27 protein-coding genes are annotated in these 25,841 nt (G+C 63.6%); 12 read left to right on the forward strand and 15 right to left on the reverse strand.

The features are described 5' to 3' along the window. Window positions 1-324: 324 nt before the first annotated feature. The gene (locus tag AAGA68_19630; protein MEM9387279.1) at window positions 325-648 is read right to left on the reverse strand and encodes a hypothetical protein; all 324 of its coding nucleotides are present in this window, start codon (window positions 646-648) and stop codon (window positions 325-327) included. Between the two features lie 448 nt (window positions 649-1,096). On the opposite strand from AAGA68_19630, the gene AAGA68_19635 reads away from it, so the two are divergent. From AAGA68_19635 to AAGA68_19655, 5 genes are all read left to right on the forward strand, one after another. After that, complete coding sequence (locus AAGA68_19635; protein ID MEM9387280.1) at window positions 1,097-3,508, forward strand: FG-GAP repeat protein; 2,412 nt, start codon at window positions 1,097-1,099, stop codon at window positions 3,506-3,508. A gap of 158 nt (window positions 3,509-3,666) precedes the next feature. Then, window positions 3,667-5,076 carry an integrin alpha gene (locus AAGA68_19640; protein MEM9387281.1) on the forward strand — a complete coding sequence of 470 codons (1,410 nt, stop codon included), beginning with the start codon at window positions 3,667-3,669 and terminating at the stop codon, window positions 5,074-5,076. A gap of 19 nt (window positions 5,077-5,095) precedes the next feature. After that, complete coding sequence (locus tag AAGA68_19645; GenBank protein ID MEM9387282.1) at window positions 5,096-5,515, forward strand: integrin alpha; 420 nt, start codon at window positions 5,096-5,098, stop codon at window positions 5,513-5,515. Window positions 5,516-6,529: 1,014 nt separating this feature from the next. After that, complete coding sequence (locus AAGA68_19650; GenBank protein MEM9387283.1) at window positions 6,530-6,928, forward strand: DUF6515 family protein; 399 nt, start codon at window positions 6,530-6,532, stop codon at window positions 6,926-6,928. A 296-nt stretch (window positions 6,929-7,224) separates the two neighbouring features. Continuing rightward, window positions 7,225-8,289, forward strand: a complete 1,065-nt coding sequence (locus tag AAGA68_19655; GenBank protein MEM9387284.1) for an alpha/beta hydrolase — start codon at window positions 7,225-7,227, stop codon at window positions 8,287-8,289. Window positions 8,290-8,384: 95 nt separating this feature from the next. Here the strand turns inward: AAGA68_19655 and AAGA68_19660 are convergent, their stop codons facing one another. Next, the gene (locus AAGA68_19660) at window positions 8,385-8,999 is read right to left on the reverse strand and encodes a demethoxyubiquinone hydroxylase family protein (protein ID MEM9387285.1); all 615 of its coding nucleotides are present in this window, start codon (window positions 8,997-8,999) and stop codon (window positions 8,385-8,387) included. Between the two features lie 23 nt (window positions 9,000-9,022). Between AAGA68_19660 and AAGA68_19665 the strand changes: the two genes are divergently transcribed. After that, window positions 9,023-9,259, forward strand: a complete 237-nt coding sequence (locus tag AAGA68_19665; GenBank protein ID MEM9387286.1) for a hypothetical protein — start codon at window positions 9,023-9,025, stop codon at window positions 9,257-9,259. On the opposite strand, the gene AAGA68_19670 is transcribed toward AAGA68_19665, so the two are convergent. From AAGA68_19670 to AAGA68_19730, 13 genes are read right to left on the reverse strand one after another with little or no spacing between them, the layout of a single operon-like run. Then, window positions 9,256-9,966, reverse strand: coding sequence for a sulfite exporter TauE/SafE family protein (locus tag AAGA68_19670; GenBank protein MEM9387287.1), 711 nt, complete (start codon window positions 9,964-9,966; stop codon window positions 9,256-9,258). The genes AAGA68_19665 and AAGA68_19670 overlap by 4 nt on opposite strands. After that, window positions 9,963-10,832, reverse strand: a complete 870-nt coding sequence (gene hypB / locus AAGA68_19675) for a hydrogenase nickel incorporation protein HypB (GenBank protein ID MEM9387288.1) — start codon at window positions 10,830-10,832, stop codon at window positions 9,963-9,965. Before hypB ends, AAGA68_19670 begins: the two co-directional genes overlap by 4 nt. Continuing rightward, complete coding sequence (hypA, locus tag AAGA68_19680; GenBank protein ID MEM9387289.1) at window positions 10,832-11,161, reverse strand: hydrogenase maturation nickel metallochaperone HypA; 330 nt, start codon at window positions 11,159-11,161, stop codon at window positions 10,832-10,834. The genes hypB and hypA overlap by 1 nt, the downstream gene beginning before the upstream one ends. 14 nt (window positions 11,162-11,175) lie before the next feature. Beyond that, the gene (gene hypE / locus AAGA68_19685) at window positions 11,176-12,255 is read right to left on the reverse strand and encodes a hydrogenase expression/formation protein HypE (GenBank protein ID MEM9387290.1); all 1,080 of its coding nucleotides are present in this window, start codon (window positions 12,253-12,255) and stop codon (window positions 11,176-11,178) included. Then, entirely contained in the window at window positions 12,252-13,406 is a 1,155-nt protein-coding gene (gene hypD / locus AAGA68_19690; protein MEM9387291.1) for a hydrogenase formation protein HypD, read from the reverse strand. The genes hypE and hypD overlap by 4 nt, the downstream gene beginning before the upstream one ends. Then, window positions 13,403-14,098, reverse strand: coding sequence for an SIS domain-containing protein (locus AAGA68_19695; protein ID MEM9387292.1), 696 nt, complete (start codon window positions 14,096-14,098; stop codon window positions 13,403-13,405). Before AAGA68_19695 ends, hypD begins: the two co-directional genes overlap by 4 nt. Next, complete coding sequence (locus tag AAGA68_19700) at window positions 14,095-14,400, reverse strand: HypC/HybG/HupF family hydrogenase formation chaperone (GenBank protein MEM9387293.1); 306 nt, start codon at window positions 14,398-14,400, stop codon at window positions 14,095-14,097. Before AAGA68_19700 ends, AAGA68_19695 begins: the two co-directional genes overlap by 4 nt. A gap of 3 nt (window positions 14,401-14,403) precedes the next feature. Then, window positions 14,404-16,812, reverse strand: a complete 2,409-nt coding sequence (gene hypF, locus AAGA68_19705) for a carbamoyltransferase HypF (GenBank protein MEM9387294.1) — start codon at window positions 16,810-16,812, stop codon at window positions 14,404-14,406. Further along, window positions 16,809-18,020 carry a hypothetical protein gene (locus tag AAGA68_19710; GenBank protein ID MEM9387295.1) on the reverse strand — a complete coding sequence of 404 codons (1,212 nt, stop codon included), beginning with the start codon at window positions 18,018-18,020 and terminating at the stop codon, window positions 16,809-16,811. Before AAGA68_19710 ends, hypF begins: the two co-directional genes overlap by 4 nt. Continuing rightward, window positions 18,017-18,904, reverse strand: coding sequence for a NifU family protein (locus tag AAGA68_19715; protein MEM9387296.1), 888 nt, complete (start codon window positions 18,902-18,904; stop codon window positions 18,017-18,019). Before AAGA68_19715 ends, AAGA68_19710 begins: the two co-directional genes overlap by 4 nt. 5 nt (window positions 18,905-18,909) lie before the next feature. Continuing rightward, window positions 18,910-19,134: a hypothetical protein gene (locus tag AAGA68_19720; protein ID MEM9387297.1), complete on the reverse strand. Its 225-nt coding sequence runs from the start codon at window positions 19,132-19,134 to the stop codon at window positions 18,910-18,912. Window positions 19,135-19,146: 12 nt separating this feature from the next. Beyond that, window positions 19,147-19,341, reverse strand: a complete 195-nt coding sequence (locus AAGA68_19725; GenBank protein MEM9387298.1) for a hypothetical protein — start codon at window positions 19,339-19,341, stop codon at window positions 19,147-19,149. A 23-nt stretch (window positions 19,342-19,364) separates the two neighbouring features. Next, entirely contained in the window at window positions 19,365-20,393 is a 1,029-nt protein-coding gene (locus AAGA68_19730; protein MEM9387299.1) for a hypothetical protein, read from the reverse strand. Window positions 20,394-20,540: 147 nt separating this feature from the next. Between AAGA68_19730 and AAGA68_19735 the strand changes: the two genes are divergently transcribed. The 6 genes from AAGA68_19735 to AAGA68_19760 all read left to right on the forward strand — a co-directional run bounded on the left by AAGA68_19735 (window position 20,541) and on the right by AAGA68_19760 (window position 25,828). Beyond that, window positions 20,541-21,992, forward strand: a complete 1,452-nt coding sequence (locus AAGA68_19735; protein MEM9387300.1) for a sigma-54 dependent transcriptional regulator — start codon at window positions 20,541-20,543, stop codon at window positions 21,990-21,992. Then, window positions 21,989-22,243 carry a hypothetical protein gene (locus tag AAGA68_19740; protein ID MEM9387301.1) on the forward strand — a complete coding sequence of 85 codons (255 nt, stop codon included), beginning with the start codon at window positions 21,989-21,991 and terminating at the stop codon, window positions 22,241-22,243. The genes AAGA68_19735 and AAGA68_19740 overlap by 4 nt, the downstream gene beginning before the upstream one ends. A 245-nt stretch (window positions 22,244-22,488) precedes the next feature. Further along, a complete protein-coding gene (locus tag AAGA68_19745; GenBank protein ID MEM9387302.1) occupies window positions 22,489-23,451 on the forward strand; it encodes a hydrogenase in 963 nt (320 codons plus the stop codon). Window positions 23,452-23,470: 19 nt separating this feature from the next. Continuing rightward, on the forward strand, window positions 23,471-25,072 hold the full coding sequence (locus tag AAGA68_19750; GenBank protein MEM9387303.1) for a nickel-dependent hydrogenase large subunit: 1,602 nt from the start codon (window positions 23,471-23,473) through the stop codon (window positions 25,070-25,072). Between the two features lie 138 nt (window positions 25,073-25,210). Then, the gene (locus AAGA68_19755; protein MEM9387304.1) at window positions 25,211-25,480 is read left to right on the forward strand and encodes a hypothetical protein; all 270 of its coding nucleotides are present in this window, start codon (window positions 25,211-25,213) and stop codon (window positions 25,478-25,480) included. A gap of 15 nt (window positions 25,481-25,495) precedes the next feature. Next, complete coding sequence (locus tag AAGA68_19760) at window positions 25,496-25,828, forward strand: hypothetical protein (protein ID MEM9387305.1); 333 nt, start codon at window positions 25,496-25,498, stop codon at window positions 25,826-25,828. Window positions 25,829-25,841: the final 13 nt, after the last annotated feature.

Here is a 25,841-nt window from a genome sequence, read left to right on the forward strand (position 1 = left end):
TCCAGTGGCATAGGTATGGCAGCGCTCACCTCAGCTCGCCAGAAAGCGTGGGTATTGAGGTGCGAGACTTCGTTCGGTACTTTGCGCTAGCGAGTGGTTAGACCCCAAAAGGGCCGGGCACTCGCTGGGCGGACCGCGCCGCGAAGGCCCGTAGCAACACCACGATACACCTAACGGAGGCTATTCAACGTACTGCACCACGAGCGATGTCGGGGCGGCTTATCGCCGCCCTCAGCTTGATCCTAGTGTCGATGGCGATAGAGGTTGTCTACTCGGACAGGCCTCAACCTTCTAAGGGTTGGGGAGACTTCGCCAATGGCAGGCTTAGCCGTCCGTGCCAATGTTGGTGCCGGTGGTCATGGGCAGCCAGCTGTAGATCTGCAGGCCGGGCTTCACGCGAGCGTGCTCTTGGGCATTGTAGCAACGCTTGGTGGCCAGCCTTGAGCCGAGCTCCGTGTCGTCCACGCAGATGGTCTTCGGAATGCTCTTGTTGTTGGAGTAGTGCAGGGACGAGCTGAGCACCGTCATCGGTTTCGCCGTGCCTTCGACTAGGCCTGGGATGAACTGCGAGGCTTCCACCGACGCGTGGGCTTTCTCCATCAGCATGTCCGCATCGGCGGTCAGCGGGGTTGCGCCGGCTGCGCGCATTGGAGGGGGTGCCCGCGTCATCCACATCCACGTACACCACCAGGCGGAAGGCGCCGTCGTCCACGCACGGTTCGCGTGGGGTCTTTCCGTCCTTACACGACGCGTCCGTCAGCATGCGTTCGTACCAGGTGGCCTGGCGGGTCAAGATCTCCTGAGGGGCCACGTAGTTGTCGCCGTGCTCCTGCGTGTATAGGCCGAGGTTGGGGTAGGCGCTGACGTTGCACTTGTCACCGATGCAGCGAACCTTCACCCGCACGCTCATCACGACGTCCACGGTTTGGCCATCGACCTCGGCGGGTTGGAACTTGGCGCGTCGCAGGTTCGGGAGATGCGTTCTCCGATTCTGCAGTCCTCGGCCGTGCGCCGTGCTCGGCTTGGCCGTCGTCATCGCCCAGGACTGGATACTGCTAAGCTAGCAAGCCTCCTCAGCTGCGCCACGGAGGGCGCTATGTGTACTCGTCTTCTGCCTATCCTTGCCCTGCTGCCGCTCTCGGCAGCGCAAGCCGCAAGCTTCCCACCGGAGGTCAGTGTCGGTGGCTTGCGAGCCGAGTCGGGAGCCGATGGCACCGTAGGCATCACGCTCATCAGCGCCACGGAACGTGGTGGCGTCGGTCGGTATCTTGCTTCCCCTGGCGACCTAAACGACGACGGCGTGGACGACATCGCGATCTCCGCTGGCGTCCTCGGCATCTACGTCTACTTCGGCAGCACCACGGTGGAGGACGTCACCTTTCGCCTCGACGGCTTGATCGCCGAGAACGGCGGTGACGGTAGCCTCGGCTTTCTCATTCGCGGCGTCGAGAGTCCGCGCATCGGCGGCGCGGGAGATGTGAATGGTGACGGCATCGCCGACCTGCTCGTCGCCTCCCAGGACGATGCCTTCCTCATCTACGGCAGCGACTCTGGATTCCCCGCCGAGATCGACCTGGCCACGCTCTCGCTGGAGAACGGCGGCGACGGTAGCGTCGGCACCGTCTTGCGCTCCCCCGATGAAACCCGTGTGGGCGAAGGTCTCGCCGCCGCCGGTGACGTCAACGATGACGGACGCGACGACTTCATCGTCACGGTCATCGGCGTCGACTGCACCGAGCCGTTCATCTGCGCCACCAATCACTACTTGGTGTTCGGCCGCGACCAGAGCTTCGGCGCGGAGCTGTCTCTGCCGTCGCTGCTGCAGGAGAATGGCGGCGACGGGTCCGCGGGCGTGGTCCTGCGCGATCCCGTGCAAACGCGCAACGACCGCCTGTTCCGCCCTTTCGTGACGACCGCCGGCGTGGGCGACCTCAACGGCGACGGCGTCGCCGACCTCGCCCTTGCGGCCCCGGACCAAACGCAAGACACCGTGCGCGGGCTCGCCTATGTGCTCTACGGCCGCGACGCCTGGCCGGCCGAATTCGACTTGCCCACGCTGCAAGCGGACAACGGCGGTGATGGCAGTGACGGATTCGTCGTAGTGCCCGTCGTCGCCTCCGACTTTGCTGCGGTGGTCGTCGCAGCTCCCGGGGACGTCGACGGCGACGGCATGGTAGATCTCCTGGTGGGAGCCAACGGTGTCGATAGCGACGACTCTGATACGGGCGCCACCTACCTCATCCGCGGGCAGCGCGGTGGTTTTGGTGCCGAGCTAGAGATCGCGAGCCTGCTCGAGGTGAACGGCGGTGATGGCAGCGTCGGCACCGTGTTCGACGAGGGGGCGTCGGCCGGTGCAATCGCCGAGTTGGGGGTCACCGTGGCGGCGGCGGGCGACGTCAACGCTGACGGCGTGCGCGACTTTCTGATCTCACGCACGGAGTTCCTCCGGACCGAATTCGGTCGCGTCTACCTGGTCTACGGTCGCCACGACGGTTTCGGCGCGCGCGTAGATCTGTCGACCTTCGAGGCGCAGAACGGCGGTCGCGGTGACGATGGCGTGATCTTCCTGGCGGCAGATCCGGTGGGTGACTTTCAGATCCCAAATATCGCGGGTGACTTCGACCTCAACGGCGACGGCCTAGGGGATTTTCTGATCGGTGACGACACGGCGCGAGGCATAGAGGAGGGCGATGCGGACATCAACGGAGAAGGCTACGTGTTCTTCGGTCGCCTACCCTCGTCACTCTCCGCGCGCATTGTCGGCATGGATACGCGCAGCGCCGCTTGCCGGAACGTCACGATCGACCAAACGGTCTCCATCGGTTTGGCCGAGTTCTCCCTCGACGAGTCCTTCGACTGTGGCTTTCTGGGCCTCGATTTCCTCCCAGACGAGCAGATCGTGCTACAGGCGGACGGGGTGAACTTTGGCGCGGCGCTAAACGGTGAGGTGGCGGGTCTTGGCGTTGGTGCCAACGTCATCTGCGAGAACACCACCACGGCGCAGTCCGTGACCGCTGACATTGTCGACGGCCTTTGGGACTGCGAAGCCGCAGGCCTCGCCAGTGAGAACCAGGACGCCCTGGTCATCACCGTGCGCGGTGTCATCGAACCGTTTCTCCCTGAGCAGCCCGCGCTGGCGCTGACCTTGTCCGGCATGGACACGCGCGGCACCGCGTGCCAAAACCTCACCACCGGCGAGTTGGTCAACGGCTCGCTCCCCGACGTTCGCTTGGTGGAGACGATCGACTGCGATGCGCTAGGCCTTGTTAGCAGCGCCGATGACCAAGTGACGATCCAAGGCCAGGGCCGCAACTTCGGCGCCACGCTCACGGGAGAGATGTCCCGCCTCGGCGGCCAAGTGGAGGTACGCTGTGACAACCGCACGACGGGGGTGACACGGTTCATCGTGTTGCCTGAGGGCGAAGCGGCCTTCGACTGCGTGGCGGCGGGTGTGGCCGTGAACAACCAAGACGCGGTGACGGTGACGGTGCGTGGACTCGTCGAGTAGGCGAGGCGCCCGCGCCGCACCGGGCGTGGGCGATTTTCGTTGAGAAATCAATATTCCGGTACCACTCTCTCGTCAAAGGGCGAACGCGGTGCGTGTTGGCCACTCGTTCGGGCTATGCCGGAGCCGCTCCGCTTAGAAACGGTTTCCGGCAGTGACTTATGGTAAGAGCGCCAATCGCCAGCATCTCCGATGACGATATGCCCGGGGTCCCCCGAGCAGATGAGGGTGTGGGCGGTACTCGCCGTGCGGTGCGGCGTGCTCTGCTCAGTGCCGGGGCTGGCTGGCTTGTGGGCGCTGGGGCCGTCCTCAGCACGGCGGCGACTGCGGGCCCTTTCCTAGCCGAGTTCGACCTGGCAACGCTGCTGCAGGAGAGCGGAGGCGATGGCACCGACGGCATGGTGATCAACGGCGCCTACGCGAGTGATGGCCTGGGACGAGACGTCGCGACGGCCGATCTCAATGGCGATGGCATCGACGACATTGTGGTGTCCTCCAGCAAGCTCGACCTCCTCGACACGGGGAGAACCCACGTGATCTTCGGGCGTCCATCGGGCGAGTTCCCAGCGGTCTTCGAGGTGCAATCGCTCTATCCGGAGTCCGGCGGCGACGGCAGCGCGGGCTTCTCCATCCAGTCGCAGCTATCTGACTACACGGGTGAGTCCTTGGCCGGAGTGGGCGACGTAAACGGCGACGGCGTCGATGATCTCGCCCTCGGCGGGCGCTTCGCCCAAGATGTGCGCCTGGTTGGTGAAAGCTACGTGGTGTTCGGTCAAGACGCGGATCTCGGCGGTTTCTTCCCGCCGGTGTTCTTCCTGCGTGATCTGCGGCCGGACCTGGAAATTGGTGGCGACGGATCGGCGGGGTTCATCTTCAGTGGCCTCGTTCCGGAAGACCGCTTGGGCTACCCCCTCGGTGGCGCGGGAGACATCAACGGAGACGGGCTGGACGATCTCATTGTGGCGGCGCCTGACACCACCCTGCAGACAGCATTGGAAGGCGTCGTGTTCACTCTCTTTGGTCGCGATACTGCTGCGGACGGCCTATTTCCCGCCCGCTTCAACTCGGTGCAGCTCCTGCCGTCCGCCGGTGGCACTGGCAACGAGGGTTTCGTCACCCGCGGCTCAGCGATCGGTGATCGTATTGGTTGGAGTATGGGCGGGGGTTTCGACCTGAATGCGGATGGTCGGGACGATGTTCTGATCGGCAGCCTGAATCTGACCCCGGACCAAAGTGGAGGTGCGATCGTGCTGTTTGGTCGCTCCACCGAGGATACCTTCCCACCGCGTTTTGACGCTGCTCGCCTATTGCTACCGTTCGGTGGAGACGGCACGCGCGGGTTGTTCATCGATGGTATCGCCCCTCAAGATGAGACCGGATCGGCGCTTGCGCCCGCGGGCGATGTGAATGGCGATGGCGTGGATGATGTCATCATCGCAGCAGACCGGGCGTCTCCGGGAGGACGTGCGCAGGCCGGCCGCGCCTACGTCGTTTTCGGGCGCAGGGGCATAGACCGTGAGCCCTTCCCCCATACTCGAACTCTCGCGTCTGCTCCCCGAATAGGGCGGTGACGGGCGCTTCGGCTTCGTTCTGAATGGGGTCGCCGCTGAGGATCTCACGGGCTTCAGCGTCGCCGGTGGCGTTGACGTCAACGGCGATGGCATTGGCGACCTTGTGATCTCCGCCCTGAACGGCAGTCCGCAGGGACGGGATCGCGCGGGTCAGGTGTTCGTGGTGTACGGTAGGGATGGGGCGTCACAGGGGCGTTTCCCGGCGCAGTTCGAACTGGCACAGCTGCTCGCAAGAAACGGTGGAGATGGCGGCCAAGGCTTCGTCATTAACGGCGATGCCGCGTTACTGCAAGCAGGTCGCCAGATCGCCGTGGGCGATGTGAACGATGACGGTCTAGGAGATGTGCTGATCACCTCGCAGAGCGCTACACCCGACGAAGACCGGCCCGCTGCCGGCCGAACCTTTGTCCTCTACGGTCGATCTCAGGAGGATCGATAGCCTCGCCGACCGGAGCGTACCTACGCCGACCGCCGCCAGCGTTGGAATCAGTAAGGTGTATCCCGCACCGGCGCCTATCCGATCTGATTGCGCATGAGATCGCCATGAACCACCCTGGGTGACGTACACCACGGGGCTTCGCCGGTGGTGCAAGGACCGCGGCGGGACGCGCGCTGCGCACCACTGGCCGATCGGCACGCTCACGGCCCCGCGATGATAGGCAGACAGCCGGAAGGGCACAGCGGCACAGGTGACGTCTACGTTGTCTACGTCGACTCCTGGCAGAGGAGTTGGATGGAGACAATGGCTTTGCGATCGAAGGGGCTGATGACGGAAGTGCCGATGAAGACGCTGACTTGAATGGTGAGGCATCGTGAACATCGAAGATGCTAGTGTGCTGTCCCAGAAGTTCGTTGAAAAATACGCGGTTACTTTTCGTCCCTGAGTACGTTGCTCGTCCTCCCGTGGGGCCTGCCACGCTCGTCCTCGCGCCGCACCCAGGAACGAAGAGCCCCGTGCGTATCTTCAACGAACTTCTGGGACAGCACACTAGAGCTTTGTTTGGAGATCGCTTGCAGGCGCCTGGGCCGAGTGGGCAAACGGACGCATGTCAAGCTCAGTAGACAGGCGTGAGTGAGGATATGCCGGAAGGGTATGGCACGACGCACGTCGTGTTCAGCCGCTGGGCGCGGGTGCCGAGCCTGCGGGTGAACCTCACGCACTTCATGGGGTGCTAGCGTCGGCGAAAAGCGGCTCACTAGCTGCCCCACGTGGCGCCGCGTCAGCACGTGCTCGCGGTTTAGCCGTACGCAAACCCGGCAATCACCAAATGCCTTCCTGCGATTGCGCAGGGAGCCCCCGGAAGGCATGCGCTAGGGTTCTCTTGCGCACCTCTCCCTCCGCTGGTGTCACCAAAGCGCGCATGCAATGTGCGCTTTAGCCCCTTCGCTCACGTGGCCGGAGGCCGCAGACTCTCAACGACGTCCTAAGAACCATCGTCGGAGGAGCTACGTGATGAGGACTCGGCAATCCTGGGGCACCCTAGTGGGAATCATCGCTATCGCTGTTGCCACCGCCCAACCTCCACCTGGGCCGAGACCGCACGTACCGCCACCGGGGGTCCCTGGCGCCGCCGCACCGCCCGGCTATCCGATCGGGCAGCGGCTATACCGGCTGCCGTCCGGTCACGAGCAGGTGCGCCACGGCGGTCGGACATACGTCTTCTACGACGGTCACTTCTATGCCAGTGACGGTGATGAGTACGTCGCGATCGCGCCGCCCATGGGCGCAGTGGTTCCGCGGTTGCCATCCGAGGCGGAGCGAGTGGGGAATCTCTCACAGCGCGTCTATCGATTTCGAGGCGTGCATTATCGACAGCTCAGTCGAGGGTTTCAGGTGATTGCAGCACCGTAAGTGGGGTCCAGCCCAGTGAGTAGGAAGGTTCGGCCCCCTTCGGTTTCGATGCATCGGCGGGAGCCGAGATTTGCGGCTAAATCGCCTCGGTCCGCGCGCCATGCGAACTTGCGCGCACGATGTGTGCGCCGGGGCGCCTGTCACGGGTGATCTCTCCGTGAGCTAATCGCAGGAATACCAGCGTCCGCGACAGCGGGTCCGAAATCAATCGATGTTCAGTTCAGTGGCCTCGCGCAGGACGGACGATCCGTACGGATCACCTGTGCAATCCACCCGACACTAAAGGACCAAGCGAGATGACGAATGCGCTGCCAGTACGAAAGCCCCTCCTTCTGCTCCCGGCACTGGTGCTGAGCACTGGTGTCGTAGCCGCATTGACGGCAACGATTTCGGTTGCCAATGAGAATTACACCTGGACTGAGTTTTCCTACGAGCCTTACCCGTTCCCGGTCTACGCCGAAGACCTGGATCGCTACCCGGCAGCAACGCCACCTGCCGGCACGGTAAATCGCCATGGTGAAATCGAACACATTGGCGAAGGTGTCTTTGCAACGCATTGGTTTGTCGATGCCGATGGCCCGGTGTGGCATTTCGTGACGGCCGGTGATCCGTCCAAGGACGTCATTCTGTTTGTGCACGGCTACCCAGACACGTGGTATGCCTACAGCAAGGTCATGGCCAAACTGGCCGATGACTACCACATCATCGCCGTTGATACGCTCGGTTATGGCCAGTCGGACAAGCGACCCGAGATCGATGTGAGCTATGCCAGCGTTGCTGCGAGCCTGGTAACGTTGCTCGACAAGATTGGTGTTCGCGACTTCAATTTGATTGCGCACGACCGGGGCAGCATCGTGTCTGAGCGACTGCTCGCGATCGGTCGCATGAATCGACGCATTAAGGCATTCATGCGCATGCAGCAGTCATTCGACCAGCCGCACGGCCTACCGCGACCGCCGCACGCGCAGATGGCGACCGCCGAATGGCAACGTCGCGAGGGCCTGATTAGGAGCATGTACGCGAGCAACTACGCCTCCGTCGAACTTCCGGAGGAGGAAATCGCGCGACTCGAATGGGAGTTTGGGTTCGAGGGCACAGCGGAGGCTGCCGCGCGCACGTTTGTCGGCACGAGCTTCGACATCGAGCGTGAGTTCCGTATGAAAAACGTGGTGCCCAAGATGACCATGCCAGTATTGTTCGTGCAGGGGTACAAAGACCCAGGTCAGAAGGCGGAAGAGTACTATCGGTCAGCCGAAGTGGTACCGAACGGCCGGGTCGAGCTGATCGATACCAACCACTTTATGCACGCCGAAGATCCGGACTTGATTGCGAGGCTTGCTCGAGAGTTCTTCTCGCAGTAGCTGCCAGCGCTACGCCCAGCGAGCGCTGCGACTGCTCATCTCGAGCAACCGCTCGTGTCCGCCTCGGCGACGTCTCGCTGGAGTGAAGACTAGCTTCAGATGGCGCGGGCCAGCTTGACGGCGGACGACGATCCCGCGCCGACCATCCAGCACCACAGGCGTATCAGTGGGGAGCGATCGGCGCCGGCTAAGGCGGCGGCTTCGTCCCGATGGTGGATCTCGTCGGCCTGGCAGTAGGTGATTAGATCACGCAGTGAGTGCAAGTCCCGGGCGGTTGCCGTTGAGCTCGCGCTGGCGAGCATGGCGTCTATCTTGTCCACTTGCTCCTGATAGTGATGATCGACGAAGGTCTCCACCGCCTCGATGGTGGCGAACACAGCACGCTTGCCGAGTAGGGCAGGGAACCAGCCCGTTAGGAATCCCGCAACGTTCCAGATCGGGAGCAGGCGGCTGTGCAGACGCTTGGGGAAGACAGCGGATACGAGCTCGAGGTGTTCGCGCTCGGTGGCGATGTGCCGTTCCGCGAAGGCTCTTACCTCGGGATCGCGGGAGGCGGCGAGGATGCCCTGGTAGATCCGAACGGCGCCGGTCTCGCCCGCATGGTCGGATCGTAAGTCGCCGATCAAGCAATCGGGAATACCGCTTGCCATTGAGGGTACGCCGGCCAAGCGGGAGGGGTTTCTGCCTAGGGGGTCGCTCATGGTGCTCATGGCGCAGTGTTCGCCGCGTCAGCATGGGGCGATTCAGTCGAGAGTTCGCCAGCGTGATGATCGTCGCATTTTCCGACGGGGCTGTGCCTATCCCCGCATTCAGTGTCGCGCATCCCTTATGCCACGACGATTTCCACACGGTAGTCACGCCGCACAGACCGGTGATCGCTGGCGAGGTGCACAGAGCGACTCTACTCGATCTGCGCAATGGCAATCCCAACCGCGCAGCCGTGGACGCTCGCCGCCGTACCAACCGCTAGGCCGGCCAAGCACCGGCGAGCAGCATACCGCCCAGGCTTACGTTGAGGAGTACGACGACGGCTTGGGCGCCGCGATGCAAGTGTGTAAGGCGATGTTCGGATCGGGTCAGAGGCACGGCGATGACGGCCGATAGCAGCGCCATGCCGAGTATCGAGCCAAGGGCGAACAACAGCATGTAGAGCAGGCCGTTCAACAGGGAGCCAGTGCTATCTAGGCACAGAATCACCAGGGCGGCCGAGCCGGCTAGTCCGTGCATTAGGCCGACCAGCAGCGCCCGCGCTGGAAAGCGCTCAGCTGGCGCATGGGAATGGGAGTGGCGCTGCGCGTCGTGAGTTTCCTTCGCGGCGCCCCGGTGGCTGTGGGCGTGAAAGTGCTGTATGCCGTCCTCGTGTCGGTGCGTGTGGAAGTGCACCCGCTCGGCGACTAGGCGGCGAGCTACGTCCAGGCCGAGACCGATGAGCATGATGCCCACGGCCGCTTCGAGCATGACCTCTACGCGCGGGGACACGCGGGTGCCAGCCACGACCACGACGGTGCCGACGGTGAACAGGGTCAAGGTGTGACCGATGCCCCACACCACGCCCTGGCGCACGCTATGGGCCACCGACTTCGTCCCGACCACGAGTGAGGCGACCGCCGCTACATGGTCTGCATCGAGGGCGTGGCGCACCCCGATCAGAAAGCCGAGGATGAGTACCGTGATCATCCATGTAACTCCGCGGCGGCTTCCTGCCCGATCTGCAGCTGCTGCCGTATCCACGCGTACCAGTCGGCCATACCCGCGCCGGTGGTGGCCGACACTTCGATCACGTGGATATCGGGATTGACCTCGCGGGCGGCGGCGATGGAGCGCGCCACGTCGAAGTTGAGGTAGGGGAGTAGGTCGACCTTGTTCAGCAGCATGACCTGTGAAGAACGGAACATGTGAGGGTATTTGAGCGGCTTGTCCTCACCTTCGGTCACGGACAGGATCGCGACGCGGGCACGCTCACCGAGATCGAACATCGCAGGACAGACGAGGTTGCCGACGTTCTCGATCATGGCCAACGAGTTGCGCGGCGGGTCGAGTTGACGAAGTCCCTTGGCGATCATATCGGCTTCCAGATGGCAACCTGTGCCCGTATTGATCTGCACGACGCGGCACCCTGTCGCGCGGATCCGTTCGGCGTCGTTCACCGTCTCCTGGTCGCCTTCGATGACGCAGATCGGCACGCTGTCGTACAGCTCGCGAATCGTTCGCTCGAGCAGCGTGGTCTTGCCGGATCCCGGCGAGCTGACGAGATTCAGGGCGATGATGTTCTGCTCGCTCAACCACTCGCGGTTTTCGCGCGCGAGCTGGTCGTTCTTGCCCATGATGGCAGCTTCCAGCGCGTGGTTGGCGTGGTCCTGCGCGTGATCATGGGCGCGATCGTGATGGTGGTGATCATGATCGTGTGAGTGGTCATGACCATGATGGTGGTGGTGCTCACCGCCGTGGGGCCGGGCGTGGCCATCGCGCAGCAGCACCTGACCGCTCTGCAAATCCGTAACCGTGCCCTTCGCCGTCTTCGAGCAGCCGCAAGTTCCGCACATTAGATCGTCTCCATTTCCTTGATCTTCATTTCTTCACCGGCGATACAGGCGATCTGCCTGCTGCCGCAAATGCACTGGCCGAAGGGCTTGTCGAGGGCGAACTCTCTGCCGCAGCGCTGACAGCGCCCACGTCCCGGTACTTCCTCTATTTCTAGCTGCGCCCCTTCCACCACCGTGTTCTTGGCGCAGATGTCAAAGCAGAAGCGAATGGCGTCCGGCATCACTGCGCTGAGGGCGCCGATCTGCAGCGCCACGCGGCTCACCTGAGACGCGCCCGCGTGGTCGCTCACGATGGCCACGATGTTGCGGGTGATGCCTAGCTCATGCATAGCGATGAATGGCCTTAGCAAATGCGAGGGAGTTGATCGCCGATCAGCACGTCGAGCACCCGATCGCCACCGAAGCCCGTCTCGAGAATCACGCGACCGGCGGGCGCCGGATGGACCTCGCCAACGATCGCACTGTCCCTGCCCGCATGGTGGGCACGCATCGCCTCCAGCAGCGGCTGCGCTTGCGCGGCGGGTGCGATCGCCATCAGCTTGCCCTCGTTGGCCAGGTAGAGCGGATCGAGGCCGAGAATCTCACACATGCCGCGCACCGCATCGCGCACCGGCAGCGACCGTTCGTGTAGACGAATGGCAGTGTGGCTCGCTTGGGCAAACTCGTTCGCCACCGTAGCGACGCCGCCGCGGGTCGCGTCGCGCATGCAACGCAGATCCGGGCATGCGTTGAGCATCGTCTCGATCAGCCCGCTCAGCGGCTGGCAGTCGGACTCGATCGTGTTCTGCATGGCGTACTCGCCGCGCGCGTCCACGATGGCGGCGCCGTGATCGCCAAGCGCCCCGTTCACCAGCAGTACGTCACCAGGACGGATCGTGCTCGCATGCAACTTGCGCCCTGCGGCTATCACGCCCACCCCCGCCGTGTTAATGAACAGTTTGTCGGCCGCGCCGCGGTGAACCACTTTGGTGTCGCCGGTCACGATAGCCACGCCCGCCGCATCCGCCGTTCGTTTCATAGACGCCACCACGCGTCGCAGCGCCTCTACCTCTAGCCCTTCCTCGATGATCATTCCGCAGGTGAGGTAGTGGGGCGTCGCGCCGGACACGGCGAGGTCATTCACGGTGCCGGTGATCGCCAGCTCGCCGATGTCGCCGCCGGGAAAAAATAGCGGGTCGACCACGTAGGAGTCCGTGGTGAACGCCAGTTGGTCACCGCCCTTGGCGATCGCATCCAGGGGCAGGCGTGCCTGATCGTCGAGCTCGTGCAGATGGGGATTGTCGAAGGTGCCCACGAACACGTCTTCGATGAGATCGCGCATCGCCTTGCCACCGGCGCCATGAGCGAGGGTGATTCGCTCTGCGTGGAGCGTGCGACGGGGGCGGGCGAATGGCGTGCCCTCCGCGAGGATAGAAGAACTCATGAGCTGACCGCCTCTTGCGTTTCTCGTCGCGCTAGCAGCGCCTGTAGGTCGCCGAAGTTGTGATAAGCCGCGCACGCGCCCTCCGAGGAGACCATCAGTGCCCCTAGGGGGGTCTGGGGCGTGCAGGCGGTGCCGAACACTTTGCACTCCCAGGGCCGAATGGATCCCTTCAGTACCTCGCCACACTGGCATGACTTGGGATCAGCGATACGCAGGTTTGGCACCGTGAACTTGTGCTCGGCATCGAAGCGGGCGTACGCATCGCGCATGCCCACGCCAGAGTGATCGATAGAGCCAAGGCCCCGCCACTCGAAGAACGCTCTGAGCTCGAACACCTTGGCGATCGCCTCGAGGCCGGGGGGGTTGCCGTGGGCGGCGACCACGCGGGCGTATTGGTTCTCCACCGCGCACCTCCGGTCGGCAAGTTGCTCTACGGCCATCCAGATTGACTGCAGGATGTCGAGCGGTTCAAAGCCGGTGATCACGAGAGGCTTGCCGTACCGTTCGGCCACGAAATCGAAGGGGCGCTCGCCCACCACCATGCACACATGGCCAGGGGCTAGGAAACCGTCTAGGCGCATATCTGGGGAGTCCAGGATCGCCTTGATGGTCGGCACGGTGGTGATGTGATTGCAGAAGAGCGAGAAGTTCTCCACGCCCTCTTGCGCGGCCTGCAACACGGTCAACGCCGTGCTGGGCATGGTGGTCTCAAAGCCCAAGGCGAAGAAGACCACCTCCCGTTCGGGATGGCGGCGGGCGAGTTCGAGCGCGTCCAATGGCGAGTAGACCATGCGCACGTCTGCGCCTTCAGCCTTGGCTTGCAGCAGGCTCTTGCGCGAGCCGGGCACGCGTATCGCATCCCCGAAGGTGGTGAAGATGACGTTCGGGCGTTCGGCGAGGGCGACGCAGTCATCCACCCGGCCCATAGGCAGTACGCAGACCGGACAACCGGGGCCGTGCACCAGCTCGATCCAGTCCGGGAGCATCGGTTCGATGCCGTAACGGAAGATCGTGTGCGTGTGGCCGCCGCAGAATTCCATTAGCTGGAGAGGGCCTTCGGGGCGATCGGCGAAGTTCGGTGCGAGGGCGTCGATCGCGCGCAGCACCGCCTTGGCGGCGTCCGGGTCTCGAAACTCGTCAACAAACTTCATGCACCTTGCTCCTTATGCACCAGGCAGCCGCGATCGTCGGCGAGGAGCGTGTGCACCACATCCCACAGAATGTGGTAAGCGGCCACGTGCGACTCTTGCACCCGGTGAATGGAGTTGGAGGGCACCACCAGGCAGTGCTCCACGAGGCCGCTGCTGGCCATATTGCCGCCATCGCCGCCGCACAGGCCCAGGGTGATGAGCTCTAGCTGCCGTGCGCGCCGAAACGCCGCCATGAGGTTGGCCGAGTTGCCGCTGGTGGAGAAGCCGATCAGGCCATCACCGGCGCGGGCATGGGCCTCCAGCTGGCGGGCGAAGAGCTGTTCGACACCGACATCGTTGCCCACCGCCGTGATCATCGCCGCGTCCATCACGAGGTTCATCGCGGGCAGGGCAGGGCGGCCGGTGGTGACAGGGTGTTGAAACTCCACGGCGAAGTGCGCCGCATCGCAGCTGGAGCCGCCGTTGCCCATCGCGAACATGCGTCCACCGTTGGCGTACACGCGAGCGATAGCACGCGCGGTGTCCAACAGGGCGCGGGCGTTCTCGGTGAAAAAGCGCTCCTTGACAGATAGGCTGTCGTGGCACTTCGCGGCGATCGAGCGAAGCGCTGCCTCGTCCTGGCGCGCCTGGTCCTGACGCTCGCCGTGCAAAAAGGGGTACAAGGATTGCAGCGTGGGGCTCACATCGCTCATGCCGTCACCTCACCCTTGCCCGGCCCCGCTTCGCTCGCCTGCATGGCGGCGATCTCCTCCTGGGCCTCGCCGAGTTCCGTGAGCAGCTGCAGCGTAATGGCCGCTTCGCGTTCGTCGATGCGACTCATTGCGAAGCCGACGTGCACCAGCACCCAGTCCCCCACGCAACCGTCGATGGGATGCTGCTCGTCCACCACGCAGGCGATGTTGACCGTGCGCCGAACGCCGCTTACGTCGACGACCGCGAGGCGGCGGTGCGCATCGCTGATCTCGACGATCTGTCCCGGAATACCCAAACACACTGTTTACTGCTCTCCCTGGCGTGGCTGCTGCAGTTGGGCCAGTCCGATCAGTGCTTGGCCGAAGGAAAGTCCCCCATCATTGCTCGGGACATGGCGATGGGTGAGCACCGTGAAGTCCTGCGCCTTGAGGCGCGAGCTCACCTGCTCGAGGAGCACTGCGTTCTGGAAGACGCCGCCGGAGAGCGCGACGTGATGGACGTAGCGCTCCTCGTCGCGCGTCGCCAGAATCCGCACCGCGTGGGCGATCGCCCGTGCTAGGCCCTTGTGAAAGCGCGCAGCCATGACCGGCACTGGGGTCTTGAGGATCAGGTCACCGAGCAAGGCATTCCACATCCCCAGCGGCTCAAGGTAGGGCAGGCCCTTGCCCTGCTCTCGAGGAAGGGTGAAGGGGTAGGCAAGCTGGTCGGATTCGTGCAAGAGGCACTGTTCATCCACTAGCGCCTCGAGTTCGACGGCGGCTTGCCCTTCGTAGCTCACGTGCTCTCGGCAGACCCCCATTGCCGCCGCCACAGCGTCGAAAAGCCGTCCGCATGACGAGGCCAGTGGGGCGTTGGTGCCTTGTGCCAGCATGGCGTTGAGCGCCACCAACGGCTTGCCCTCAAGGTACTGGTGCAGCTCGAGCTCATTAAAGTTCATGTGAAAGACGCCCCAACCCATCTGCGCGACGATGTGGGCGTAGGTGTTGCGCCAGGGCTCGTGCATCGCCTGCTCGCCACCTAGGAGTGCCACTGACTTCATCGTGCCGAGGCGTTCGACGCTCGTGTAATCGCCCAGCAGGAACTCCCCGCCCCACAGGGCACCATCCGCGCCCAGGCCCAGGCCATCCATGGCGACGCCGAGGACCGGACCGCCGTCGAGGGGCCAGCCGTTCTCGCCCAGGCACGCGGCGATGTGCGCATGGTGGTGTTGCGCGCGCAGCACCCCGAGGCCCTCGCGCTCTGCCCGCTCCAGGCCTGTCTTCGTAGACATGTACTCCGGGTGCTGATCGAGGACCACGTGGGACGGGGCGTGTTCGAAGAGCCCCTCGTAGAGTGCGAGGGAGCGCTGGTAGGCCTCGAGCGTCGTGGCCTCGTGCAGATCGCCTATGTGCTGCGACAGGATTGCCCGCGGTCCGTCGACGACGCAGAAGGTGCTTTTGAGATCACCGCCCATGGCCAACACGCTGCGGTGGTGCTCGAAGCCTACGGGGAGCTCAATCGGGGCGGGTGCGTAGCCCCGTGCGCGACGCAGTACGCGCACCTCACCGTCCACCACGCGGGCGACCGAGTCGTCGACGCGATTCTCAATGGCACGGTCGTGCACCAGGGCGAAGTCGCAGATGGGGCGCAGCCGTTGCATCGCCTCGTCGTTGTCCGTGCACTGCGGTTCATCGCTGAGGTTGCCCGAGGTCATGACCACGGGCGCCTTGAAGCGCTTGAGCAGCATGTGGTGCAAGGGCGTGTAGGGCAGCATGACGCCGAGCGTGCGCTGGCCCGGCGCCACGGCCGAGGCGAGGCCCGAGTCAGCGCGGGCCCGCAGCACCATGATGGGTGCCTCGGGGCCCTCCAGGGCAGCGCGCTCCTGGACGGACACGGTGCAGTAGCGCCCGACCATCTCCCCATTGGGGGCCATCAGCGCGAAGGGCTTGTCGTAGCGACGCTTGCGCTCGCGCAGGCGCGTCACGGCCTGTTCGTTGCGGGCATCGCACGCGAGGTGATAGCCGCCGAGGCCCTTGATGGCGACGATCTCACCCTTGAGTATCAGGTTGCCGGCAGCGTCCACGTCATCCAGCTGCGTGAGCGTGTCCAGGCACACGACGCGGCCATCGGTTCGAACGAGACGGGCACGGGGTCCGCAGGCATGACAGGCGATGGGCTGCGCGTGGAAGCGTCGGTCCGCAGGATCTTCGTATTCCGTTTGGCAGTCGGTGCACAGGACGTAGTCGGCCATGCTCGTCGTGGCGCGATCGTAGGGGATTTCGCGAATGATGCTCAGGCGCGGCCCGCAATGGGTGCAGTTGGTAAACGGGTAGCGATAGCGACGGCTGAAGGGGTCCATCGTCTCGGCGACGCACCGCGGACAGGTGGCAGCATCGGGGGCGATGTCCGTCCGGCCCTCGCTGCTGGCGCTGGCATCGATGGTGAAGGAGGCCGGTGCTTCTTCATCCTCCGTCGTCTCTGGGCTGCGCTCTACGGAGCGGATCCGCGCGAGGGGCGGTGCGTCACGTTCGATCCGCTGTACGAAGGCGTCGAGCACGTGCGGTGCAGCCCAGGCGTCGATCAGTACGCCGTCACCGTCGTTCAGGGCATGGCCGCGAACGCCCATCTCACGCGCTAGGCACCACACGGTCGGGCGGAAGCCCACCCCTTGCACGGTGCCACGCACGCGGATGCGCTCGCGTCGGTAGGCAAGCGCATCGGCGACAGCGTTCACAGGGCTGTCCTCCAGAGGCTAACGCGGTTGTTGCCGGAGTCCGCCACCACCACCGTATCGCCGCAGCTGGTGATGCCGTAGGGCCAACACAGGCTATCGGCCGTCGGCATTTGCCAGCGGTTGTCGCCCTTCTCGTGGAAGTTAGCCTGACCGGCGAGGGCTCGCGCCGGCGCATTGTCGACGAGATCGTCGAGGTGCCAGGCGAGTAGGCGGGAGCTCGCCGTGTCTGCGGTGAGCAACCAGTCCCCCACGGCGGTGAGGTCGTAGGGCATGTTCAGGGTGTTGGCGCGAGGCCAGTAGAGCGATTGGTTGTGATCGACCCCCGCGGCGCTGGCTTGACCGAGGATGACGTCGCAGGGTTGGCCGTGCGCTTGAGGCGCCTCGCGCCACACCATGATGCGGTTGTTGCCTGCGTCAGAGACACACAGGTGCCCCTTCCAAAGCGTGACGCCGTGGGGCCAACGCATGCTCATCGCCGAGGGGGCGCTGCCAGCGTTCTCGTCGCGACAGGCGAAGTCGCGCTGTCCGAGCACGCGATCTGCTGGCTGTCCGCTCGCCGTTGGGATGCTGTCCCAGATCAGGACGCGCCGGTTCTCGGCATCGGCGATGAAGAGCTTGCCGTGCGATGCCCCCACCCCGTAGGGCCAGTAGAGCGTATTGGCGCCGGGTGAGTCCGCACCGCGGTTAGGTAAGTCTTCCTCGAAGTTTGCCTGGCCAAGGACGACGTCCGGCGCCACGTGTGAGTCGGTGGGCGCGCGGTGCCAGAGCAGCACGCGATGGTTCCAAGCGTCTGCCACCGCCATGCCGTGCTCGCCGAGGCGGCACACACCGGTGGGCACGTTCAAGGTGGTCGCGCCGCAGGGGCCCTTGGCGTTGCGACCTTCGTGCGAGAAATCCGGCTGGCCGATCACCCAGTCAGCCGGCGTGCCTTCTGCCGTGGGGATCTGGCGCCACCCGAGCAAGCGGTGGTGACCGGTGTCCGACACCCAAAGGGGGCCATCGGGTCCTAGGAGCGCCGCACCGCGCGGGCCGAAGCACGTGGCCCGATCGGGGCTAACGCCGCTGGTGACAATGCCGGGTTCTGCCGCGCCGCCCACGATGGCGATCGGCATTGGGGTGAACAGCGCCTGGTGCGGCACCTGGCGGGCTGCATCCACGCGCAGGGTGGGGTCGGGCGCCACCCGCATGTGCACCCGTCTTGCGCTCATGAGAACTTCACCTGCACGCGATCGCCGAGCACACGCACGGCGTGGGTTTGCAATTGCACCTCCCTGGCGGTGAGGCACTCCCCGCTTTGCAGGGAATACTCGAAGGCATGATGGGGGCAGACGAGCACGCCGTTGCGCACCTCGCCCATATCCATCGGCATGCCCAGGTGGGCGCACGCGTTTTCGTAGCAGACGACGCGGCTGCCGAAGCGGCTCAGGATGAGCGAATGGCCGTCGCGCTCCTTGATCAGGATCTCGCCTTCGCGCAGCTCATCGGCCTTGGCGGCGTCGGTCCAGCCGGCGTCGCTGGCGCGAGCGAAGGGACTGACGAAGCTGACCACGTGCTCCCCATTGCTGCTGCCGCTGGCGCTAGCGCCGCCCTTGGCCTTGCGCACTTGGGTAATCTCAGGACAGTGCTCGCGGATCGCCTTCTCGACGCCTTCACTTAGGGTGAGTCCCGCGGCGGGGCAGCCGTCGCAGGCACCGACCAAGCGTACGGTCACGGCGCTCGGTGGATCGATCGCGACCAGTTCGACGTCCCCACCGTGGGTCGCCAGCTGCGGCCTGACGGTTTCTAGGGCAGCTTCGAGGCGCTCCTCGAGGGAAGGCCTGACCAATCCGTGGTGGCGCAGCACGCTGTACACCACGTCATCACCGAGGGAGTCCTTGAGCGCACCGAGCGCGGCGGGCTCTTGCTTGACCTGCTGGATCAGTCGCCGGAACGCCTCTCGGTTGAGCGCATCGATTGCCGTTCGCAGGGCGCCTACGGTCATGCGCTGCTGCTCATCCCAAGCTGCGACCAGCCCCTCGAGCAAGTCGATCTCGTGCAGCAGCGAATCGAGGTCGCTCGACGGGTGCTTCACATGATCGGGGGATGCGCTCACCACGCTCACGCGTACTTGAGGTTACGGAACAACCAAGGCTGCAGCAGACCGCCGGTAAAGCCGCTCGCCATCGCAGCGATAGGAAGTGATAGGCCGGCGAGAGTCAGGGCGACGCAAAGCGCTGCGACCACCAGTGCGCCGATCAGCACCTGACGGACGACCTTGTCGAGATCCTTGAACAGCTTCCCGCGCAGGAAGAGGGTGATCGAGTTCAAAAACATGTCGAACATTGCGAGCCGCTCCTAGAGGAAGGTGAGAATGATCAGCGCCAAGGCGATGCCGGGCAGGGCGGCCAGAGGGCCGTAGAAGCCGCCCATCATGGCGGCGAGGTCGTTGCCGATGTGCTTGCCACCCACGGCGACGCCGCCGATCGCACCGCCGGCGATGCCGGCCGCAAAGGCGAGCACGATTGCAAGTAAGAGCGTTGCTACTTCCATCTATCTAGTCTCCAAAACGACAGTCAGATTCGGGCCTTGCCAAAGCTCTCGTCTTCAGCAGGAGAGTCGGTTGTGTCGGCGCCATCGCCGAAGAGTTCGCTAAGCGCCTCATCGAGCATAGCCAAACGCGCGCCTTCGCCGTTTGCCTGGAACAAGCGGCGCGCTTCCAGGAGCAGCGAACGTGCCTCGTGCAAGCGTTGGGCATTCCCTAGTGCCGGATGCTCAGGGTCGTCGGGCAGATTCGCCAGGCAGTTGGCCTTGTTGGCGATGGTGTTGGCGTATTCGATCGGTGTCTCGCGGGACGTGCGCACCTTCAACGCCTCGTCGTAGGCCTCCAGGGCGCGAAGGTTGTTCTCGACCGCGTGGCTGCTGGTCACATACTGCAGAGCGTTCCCCAGATTGTTCTGCAGCATCGCGTATTCGGTCGGGTTGTCGATCAGGGTGACCACCTGCAGCGCGTCCTCGAAGCACTGGACCGCCAGGGCTTCGCGCATACGCCCTTTCTCATCGGTCATCGATATCGATAGGTACGCGGTGGCCAAGTTGTTGTGGAGGATGGCGTACTCCGTGGCGTAGGCCTCGCCGCGGAAGAAACGGGCTGCGCGCTGGTAGGCAGCGATGGCATCGGTGATCTTGGCCCGTCCCATGGAAGCGAGGGACTGCAGGACGAGGCCCAGGTTCATCTGAGCTTCGGCGGTCTCTTCGGGGAGGCCGATCTCGCCGAAGGTCACCAGCGCAGCCTGCAAATCGTCCTGGGCGGCCTGCAGGTATTGCGGGCCGTCGTGGGGGATCGCCTGGCGGGCGGTGGCGCGACGCGCGTGGATGCGAGCCGCCAATAGGGGCTCGCCCTCGGGACACTTCCCCAGCGCCCGGTCGTAGAGGGAGACCGCATCGTGCAACTGCTTCGGCGTCTTCGGCCGCTGCTGCAGGCCCATCGCGATTTCGATCAGCATGTCGATCTGGTCGCCTAGGGGGAGATCGGGTGCGTCTACGGCAGCCAGGGCTTGGCGATATTCGATATCGGCGATGGATTCGGAGGTAGCCAAGGTCATGTCATCTACTTCATGAGAATTGAATGAAGCGAAATTATCGCCGGCTAAATTGAATTGCAATATGATAACTAAGTATGCACATCAGAATGTTTCAATGCAGCAGAGCTTTCTTTGCTGTAAGCTAACTTTGCAGCTAGAGTGGTTGCTATGCAGGATGGACAGTCAACTGTTGCCCTCGGCGGCTTCCCCGGTGATGAGTCTGCGGCCCTGGCCGACTACCTTGAAGATCACTACCGGGTGTTGGAGGTGGGGAGTGCGGAGGAGGCGATCGAGGAGAGCGAGAGCCAATCGATCGATATCTTCCTTTGTCAGCAAAGCCGCCCTCGCTTCGACGCCTTGCGGCTGTTTCAGCACCTGCGGGTGGCCTACCCGAAGACCATCCGCATCATTGGCGGCAAGCTCACCGGAACGGAGATCGATACGGCCCTCAGCGGAGCCGCCGTGTACCAGTTTTTCCCACCCTCTTGGCAGCCGGAGCAAATCGAGCTCATGGTGCGTCGAGCGCTCGAGAACCGAGAGCTCGCCCATCGCCATCGCCATCTGAACCGGCGTTTGAAGATCGCTGAGGACCTGGTGCGCGGGAAGGGGAATGCGCAAGCGCAGGAGTCGAACGGTGGCTATCACTTCGATGAGCTAGTGTATTCGAGCGAAGCGATGGCTAGCGTGTGCAGTGATGCACGCAAGGCGGCGCGGACTGACCTTCCCGTGCTGATCCATGGTGAGACGGGGACTGGCAAGGAACTGATGGCGCGTGCCATCCACTTTCACAGTCCGCGCAAGCGACAGCCACTGATGATTCAGAATTGCGGTGGCTTGCCGGACGACCTGCTGCAGTCCGAGCTCTTCGGCCACACTCGCGGTGCGTACACGGGGGCAGTCACGGATCGTCTGGGGCTGTTCCCAGCGGCGGACGGCGGCACCGTGTTCCTCGATGAGATCTCCGAGGTGTCGCCTACCTTCCAGGTAGCGTTGCTGCGGTTTCTGCAAGAGGGAGAGGTTAAGCCCCTCGGCAGTGATCGCACGATACGGTGCAACGTGCGTATTATCGCGGCGTGCAATCGCAACCTCGAGCAGATGGTCGAGGCCAAGGAGTTCCGCCGCGATCTCTACTATCGCTTAAACGGCTTTAAGCTCGAGATACCACCGTTGCGCAAGCGTACGGAGGAGATCAAGGTGCTGGCGGAGTACCTCGCCCACCGCTACAGCGAGTCGATTCGCCACGGTGTGCTCGGCATTAGCCCGGAGGTGCTGGAGAAGTTTCAGCTCTACAGCTGGCCCGGCAACGTGCGAGAGCTGGACAACGAGGTCAAGCGCATGGTGGCGATGTCCGACAGCGGCTCCTATCTCACGGTCGACAAGCTGGCTCCGCACATCGCCTCGCTAATCCAGCAGGGCACCGGGGATGACACGGACTGGGCCATCGTGGGCGAGACGCTCAAGGAGAAGGTGGAGTTCCTCGAGGCGCGTTTGGTGGAGGAGGCGTTGCGCCGAAACCGGTGGAATCAATCCCGATCTGCGGTGGAGCTCGGGCTCTCGCGTGTCGGCCTCGCCAACAAGATAAAGCGCTATGGGTTGGACCTTCAGGGAGTCAACGATTGAACGACCCGAAGGACGGCAAGTTCGACGATGCTGCGCCGAAGGGTGAGGGCCTGCTGGCCTTCCCACACAGTCGCAGTCGTCCCCCCGGTTCCACCGCCACCTTCAAGGATCTCGGTGTGTCAAAGGCTGCCCAAGCCATGGGCAAGGTGCAACCAAACCTCAAGGGACACTGGTGCAGTCGCTGCAAGGGCATCTGGTGGGGCTACGTCGGAGAATGCGAGTGCCCAGTCTGCGGCAATCGAAACGGTTAGGTCCGGCGAACCCGGACCTCGGGGCTGCCAAGCTCCTTTACACACGCGGCGCAAACTTGCTTAGCAATCGGTGTCTGGATGCTGCGTCGCGCCAATCGGAGTCACTTCTAACGTATTGAGAAAATTAGTATTTCTGTCAACTCGCGAAACTGGCACAGGGTTTGCTTTTGCCAAGACCAGACGCCTCATGGACCAGCCCATGCAGGCGCGATCGACAGCGAGATGACTCTTATGGGGGACCTTACATGGCGAATCTGCTGTGGCTGCAGGGCGGTGCGTGTTCCGGCAACACGATGTCCTTTCTCAACGCCGAGGAACCAAGTGCCTGCGATTTGGTAACGGACTTCGGTATCAACGTGCTCTGGCACCCGTCTCTAGGGATGGAGCTGGGCGATAACCTGCAGCAGATGCTGCGCGACTGTATCTCCGGCAAGATCAAGCTGGACATCTTCGTGTTCGAGGGCTCGGTGGTGCAGGCACCGGATGGCTCCGGTGAATGGAATCGCTTTGCGGGTCGGGCGATGAAGGACTGGGTGCAGGAGCTCTCCGACGTCTCGGACTTCGTCGTCGCTATCGGCGACTGCGCCACCTGGGGCGGCATTCCGGCGACGGCCCCCAATCCCTCCGAGTCGGTGGGGCTGCAGTTCCTGAAGCGTGATCACGGGGGATTCCTCGGCAGGGACTTCAAGAGCAAGGCTGGCTTGCCAGTGATCAACATTCCGGGCTGCCCTGCCCATCCGGATTGGGTGACGCAGATCTTGGTCGGCGTCGCCACGGGCCATGCGGGCGATGTGACGCTCGATGAGTTCCAACGCCCCAAGACCTTCTTCCAGAGCTTCACGCAGACCGGCTGTACGCGAAACATGCACTTCGCCTACAAGGTCTCGGCCACCGAGTTCGGCCAACGTAAAGGGTGCTTGTTCTACGACCTCGGCTGTCGCGGGCCGATGACCCACTCACCCTGTAACCGCATCCTATGGAATCGCCAGTCCTCCAAGACTCGGGCGGGGATGCCTTGCATGGGGTGCACGGAACCGGAGTTCCCGTTCTTCGACCTAGCGCCAGGCACCGTGTTCAAGACGCAGACGGTGATGGGCGTGCCCAAGGATCTTCCCGAGGGGGTGGATAAGAAGGGCTACATCAAGCTCACCGGCGCGGCGAAGACCGCGGCACCGCAGTGGGCAGAAGAAGACATGTTCGTGGTCTAAGGACGAGAGGGATTTCACTATGACTGGTGCTGTTCAAACACTGGATATCTCGCCGGTAGGCCGCGTGGAGGGGGATCTGGACGTTCGCGTCGACATTCAAGACGGTGTCGTGACCAACGCCTGGACCTCGGCGGAACTGTTCCGCGGCTTCGAGATCATTCTGCGCGATAAGGACCCGCAGGCGGGCTTGGTCGTCACGCCACGCGCTTGTGGCATCTGCGGTGCGTCACATCTGACCTGCGCTGCCTGGGCGCTGGACACGGCGTGGCAAACGCAGGTGCCGCGCAACGCGATCATCGCCCGCAACCTGGGGCAGCTGGCGGAGAGTCTGCAGAGCTTGCCGCGCCACCACTACGGGTTGTTCATGATCGACATGTGCAACAAGAACTATCGCAACTCCCCGTTCTACGAGGAGGCGGTGAAGCGCTGGGCGCCGTTCACCGGCACGCACTACGAGCACGGCGTGACCATCTCCGGTCGCCCGGTGGAGATCTACGCCCTGTTCGGCGGTCAATGGCCCCATTCGAGCTACATGGTGCCGGGCGGCGTCATGTGCTCGCCGACCCTGTCGGACATCACCCGATCCTGGTCGATCCTGGAGCACTTCCGCACCAACTGGATCGAGCCCATGTGGCTTGGTTGCTCCTTGGAGCGCTACGAGGAGATCGAGACCTACGACGACTTCATGGCGTGGCTCAACGAGATGCCCGAGCACGCAAACTCGGATCTTGGGTTGATGTGGCGCATGGGGATGGACGTCGGCCTCGATAAGTACGGCGCCGGCCTTGAGAAGTTTGTCTCCTGGGGCTATCTGCCGGATGAGGATCGCTACCAACGCCCGACGATCGACAGCCGCAACGGTGCAATGATGATGCCGAGCGGTGTGTACGACGGGAGCACGGACACGCACAAACTCATGGAACAGGGGTTCACCCGAGAGGACACGAGCCATGCGTGGTACGACGAACCCGGCGGCCCTGTGCATCCCTTCGATCGAACGACGCAACCGGTGGCGAAAAACGATGGTGATTTCGACGGCAAGTATTCTTGGTCCACGGCGGTGCTACACGCCGACAACGGTCACTTGGAGGCAGGTCCTCTAGCCCGTGAGATGGTTTACGGAGGCAACCATATGGAGGGCTGGCAGCACCGAGATGGATTGGTGCTCGATATGCATCGCAAGATGGGTGGCTCGAACGTGCTGCTGCGGCATTTTGCCCGTATGCATGAGTTCAAGTACATCTACCGTCACATCGAACGCTGCCTGCGCAACTTCCGCCTTGACGAGCCGTTCTACGTGAAGCCTAAGGAGCAGGATGGGCGCGGCTGGGGAGCGACGGAAGCGATTCGCGGAGCGTTGTGTCATTGGATCGATGTCAAGCAAGGTAAGATCCAGAATTACCAGATCATCTCGCCGACCACTTGGAACGTCGGTCCGCGCGCGGACACGCAGGAGCGCGGACCCATCGAGGAGGCCCTCGTGGGTACGCCCATCGCGGATCCTGCGGATCCCGTCGAGGTTGGCCACGTGGCACGTTCCTACGACTCTTGCTTGGTCTGCACCGTGCACGCGCACGACGCCAAGACGGGCAAGGAACTGGCTCGCTTCAAAACCGCTTGATGAGTGCCGCAGGGGAAGGGGGTAGCGTTTGCCCAGCGCTACCCCCCTTCCCTTGCGGTCGTACAGATCAACCGACGCGCTGGGGAGCCGGTTTTGAGCAAGGAAGACGACGACGCGCTGCGCGATGAGATAGCAGCGATGATGGAGGACGGTCTAGAGACGCAGACCGAGCCCTTCCCTGAGGATCACGTGCAGTTCGAGGCTGTGCTCAAGGAGCTGCGGGACCTTCCGAAGGACGATCTGGAGGGGAAGCTCGTGGTGTCTGGCTTCGTGGATCATCCCTACGGGGAGGACGATCAGCGCTGCCTCGAATGCATGTACTACCTGGTCCATCGCAAGTGGTGCGACCTGCCTGAGCTTGCCGTACCCGTGGAGCCGGAGTGGTGGTGTCGTCTCTGGCGGATCTAACGAAGTGAGTGCCCTATGACTGGCGACGGATCAGGTCAGAAGGACGCGCGGCTGCGCATACAACTCAAGCGGCAGCTCAAGGGGGGGCTGGACACAGAGGTGGAGCCGCGTGCCTACTCCCACGAGCAGGTGATGGAAGTCGTCGCCCGCCTCGCCCGCCTGCCGGTCGAGGATCACCAAGCTAAGCTGGTGGTCGCAGGCTTTACCGTAGAGCCATACGGGGAAGGCGAAGATGAGCAGGCTTGCGATACCTGCATGTACTATCAGGTGCATCGCGGATTTTGCGAGCTGCCGGAACTGATGCTGCCGGTGGGACCTAAGTGGTCCTGTCGCCTCTGGCGTATCTAGCGGTACGGGGGGC

The organism is Pseudomonadota bacterium (genome assembly GCA_039193195.1).
Classification (GTDB): domain Bacteria; phylum Pseudomonadota; class Gammaproteobacteria; order Steroidobacterales; family JBCBZW01; genus JBCBZW01.

Excerpts from the sequence above, each read along its gene's own strand:
- AAGA68_19630 (MEM9387279.1), bottom strand. The coding sequence starts at position 648 with ATGCGCGCAGCCGGCGCAACCCCGCTGACCGCCGATGCGGACATGCTG.
- AAGA68_19635 (MEM9387280.1), top strand. The coding sequence starts at position 1,097 with ATGTGTACTCGTCTTCTGCCTATCCTTGCCCTGCTGCCGCTCTCGGCA.
- AAGA68_19640 (MEM9387281.1), top strand. The coding sequence starts at position 3,667 with ATGGTAAGAGCGCCAATCGCCAGCATCTCCGATGACGATATGCCCGGG.
- AAGA68_19650 (MEM9387283.1), top strand. The coding sequence starts at position 6,530 with ATGAGGACTCGGCAATCCTGGGGCACCCTAGTGGGAATCATCGCTATC.
- AAGA68_19655 (MEM9387284.1), top strand. The coding sequence starts at position 7,225 with ATGACGAATGCGCTGCCAGTACGAAAGCCCCTCCTTCTGCTCCCGGCA.
- AAGA68_19660 (MEM9387285.1), bottom strand. The coding sequence starts at position 8,999 with ATGAGCACCATGAGCGACCCCCTAGGCAGAAACCCCTCCCGCTTGGCC.
- AAGA68_19665 (MEM9387286.1), top strand. The coding sequence starts at position 9,023 with ATGGGGCGATTCAGTCGAGAGTTCGCCAGCGTGATGATCGTCGCATTT.
- AAGA68_19670 (MEM9387287.1), bottom strand. The coding sequence starts at position 9,966 with ATGATCACGGTACTCATCCTCGGCTTTCTGATCGGGGTGCGCCACGCC.
- hypB (MEM9387288.1), bottom strand. The coding sequence starts at position 10,832 with ATGTGCGGAACTTGCGGCTGCTCGAAGACGGCGAAGGGCACGGTTACG.
- hypA (MEM9387289.1), bottom strand. The coding sequence starts at position 11,161 with ATGCATGAGCTAGGCATCACCCGCAACATCGTGGCCATCGTGAGCGAC.
- hypE (MEM9387290.1), bottom strand. The coding sequence starts at position 12,255 with ATGAGTTCTTCTATCCTCGCGGAGGGCACGCCATTCGCCCGCCCCCGT.
- hypD (MEM9387291.1), bottom strand. The coding sequence starts at position 13,406 with ATGAAGTTTGTTGACGAGTTTCGAGACCCGGACGCCGCCAAGGCGGTG.
- AAGA68_19695 (MEM9387292.1), bottom strand. The coding sequence starts at position 14,098 with ATGAGCGATGTGAGCCCCACGCTGCAATCCTTGTACCCCTTTTTGCAC.
- AAGA68_19710 (MEM9387295.1), bottom strand. The coding sequence starts at position 18,020 with ATGAGCGCAAGACGGGTGCACATGCGGGTGGCGCCCGACCCCACCCTG.
- AAGA68_19720 (MEM9387297.1), bottom strand. The coding sequence starts at position 19,134 with ATGTTCGACATGTTTTTGAACTCGATCACCCTCTTCCTGCGCGGGAAG.
- AAGA68_19725 (MEM9387298.1), bottom strand. The coding sequence starts at position 19,341 with ATGGAAGTAGCAACGCTCTTACTTGCAATCGTGCTCGCCTTTGCGGCC.
- AAGA68_19730 (MEM9387299.1), bottom strand. The coding sequence starts at position 20,393 with ATGACCTTGGCTACCTCCGAATCCATCGCCGATATCGAATATCGCCAA.
- AAGA68_19735 (MEM9387300.1), top strand. The coding sequence starts at position 20,541 with ATGCAGGATGGACAGTCAACTGTTGCCCTCGGCGGCTTCCCCGGTGAT.
- AAGA68_19745 (MEM9387302.1), top strand. The coding sequence starts at position 22,489 with ATGGCGAATCTGCTGTGGCTGCAGGGCGGTGCGTGTTCCGGCAACACG.
- AAGA68_19750 (MEM9387303.1), top strand. The coding sequence starts at position 23,471 with ATGACTGGTGCTGTTCAAACACTGGATATCTCGCCGGTAGGCCGCGTG.
- AAGA68_19755 (MEM9387304.1), top strand. The coding sequence starts at position 25,211 with ATGATGGAGGACGGTCTAGAGACGCAGACCGAGCCCTTCCCTGAGGAT.
- AAGA68_19760 (MEM9387305.1), top strand. The coding sequence starts at position 25,496 with ATGACTGGCGACGGATCAGGTCAGAAGGACGCGCGGCTGCGCATACAA.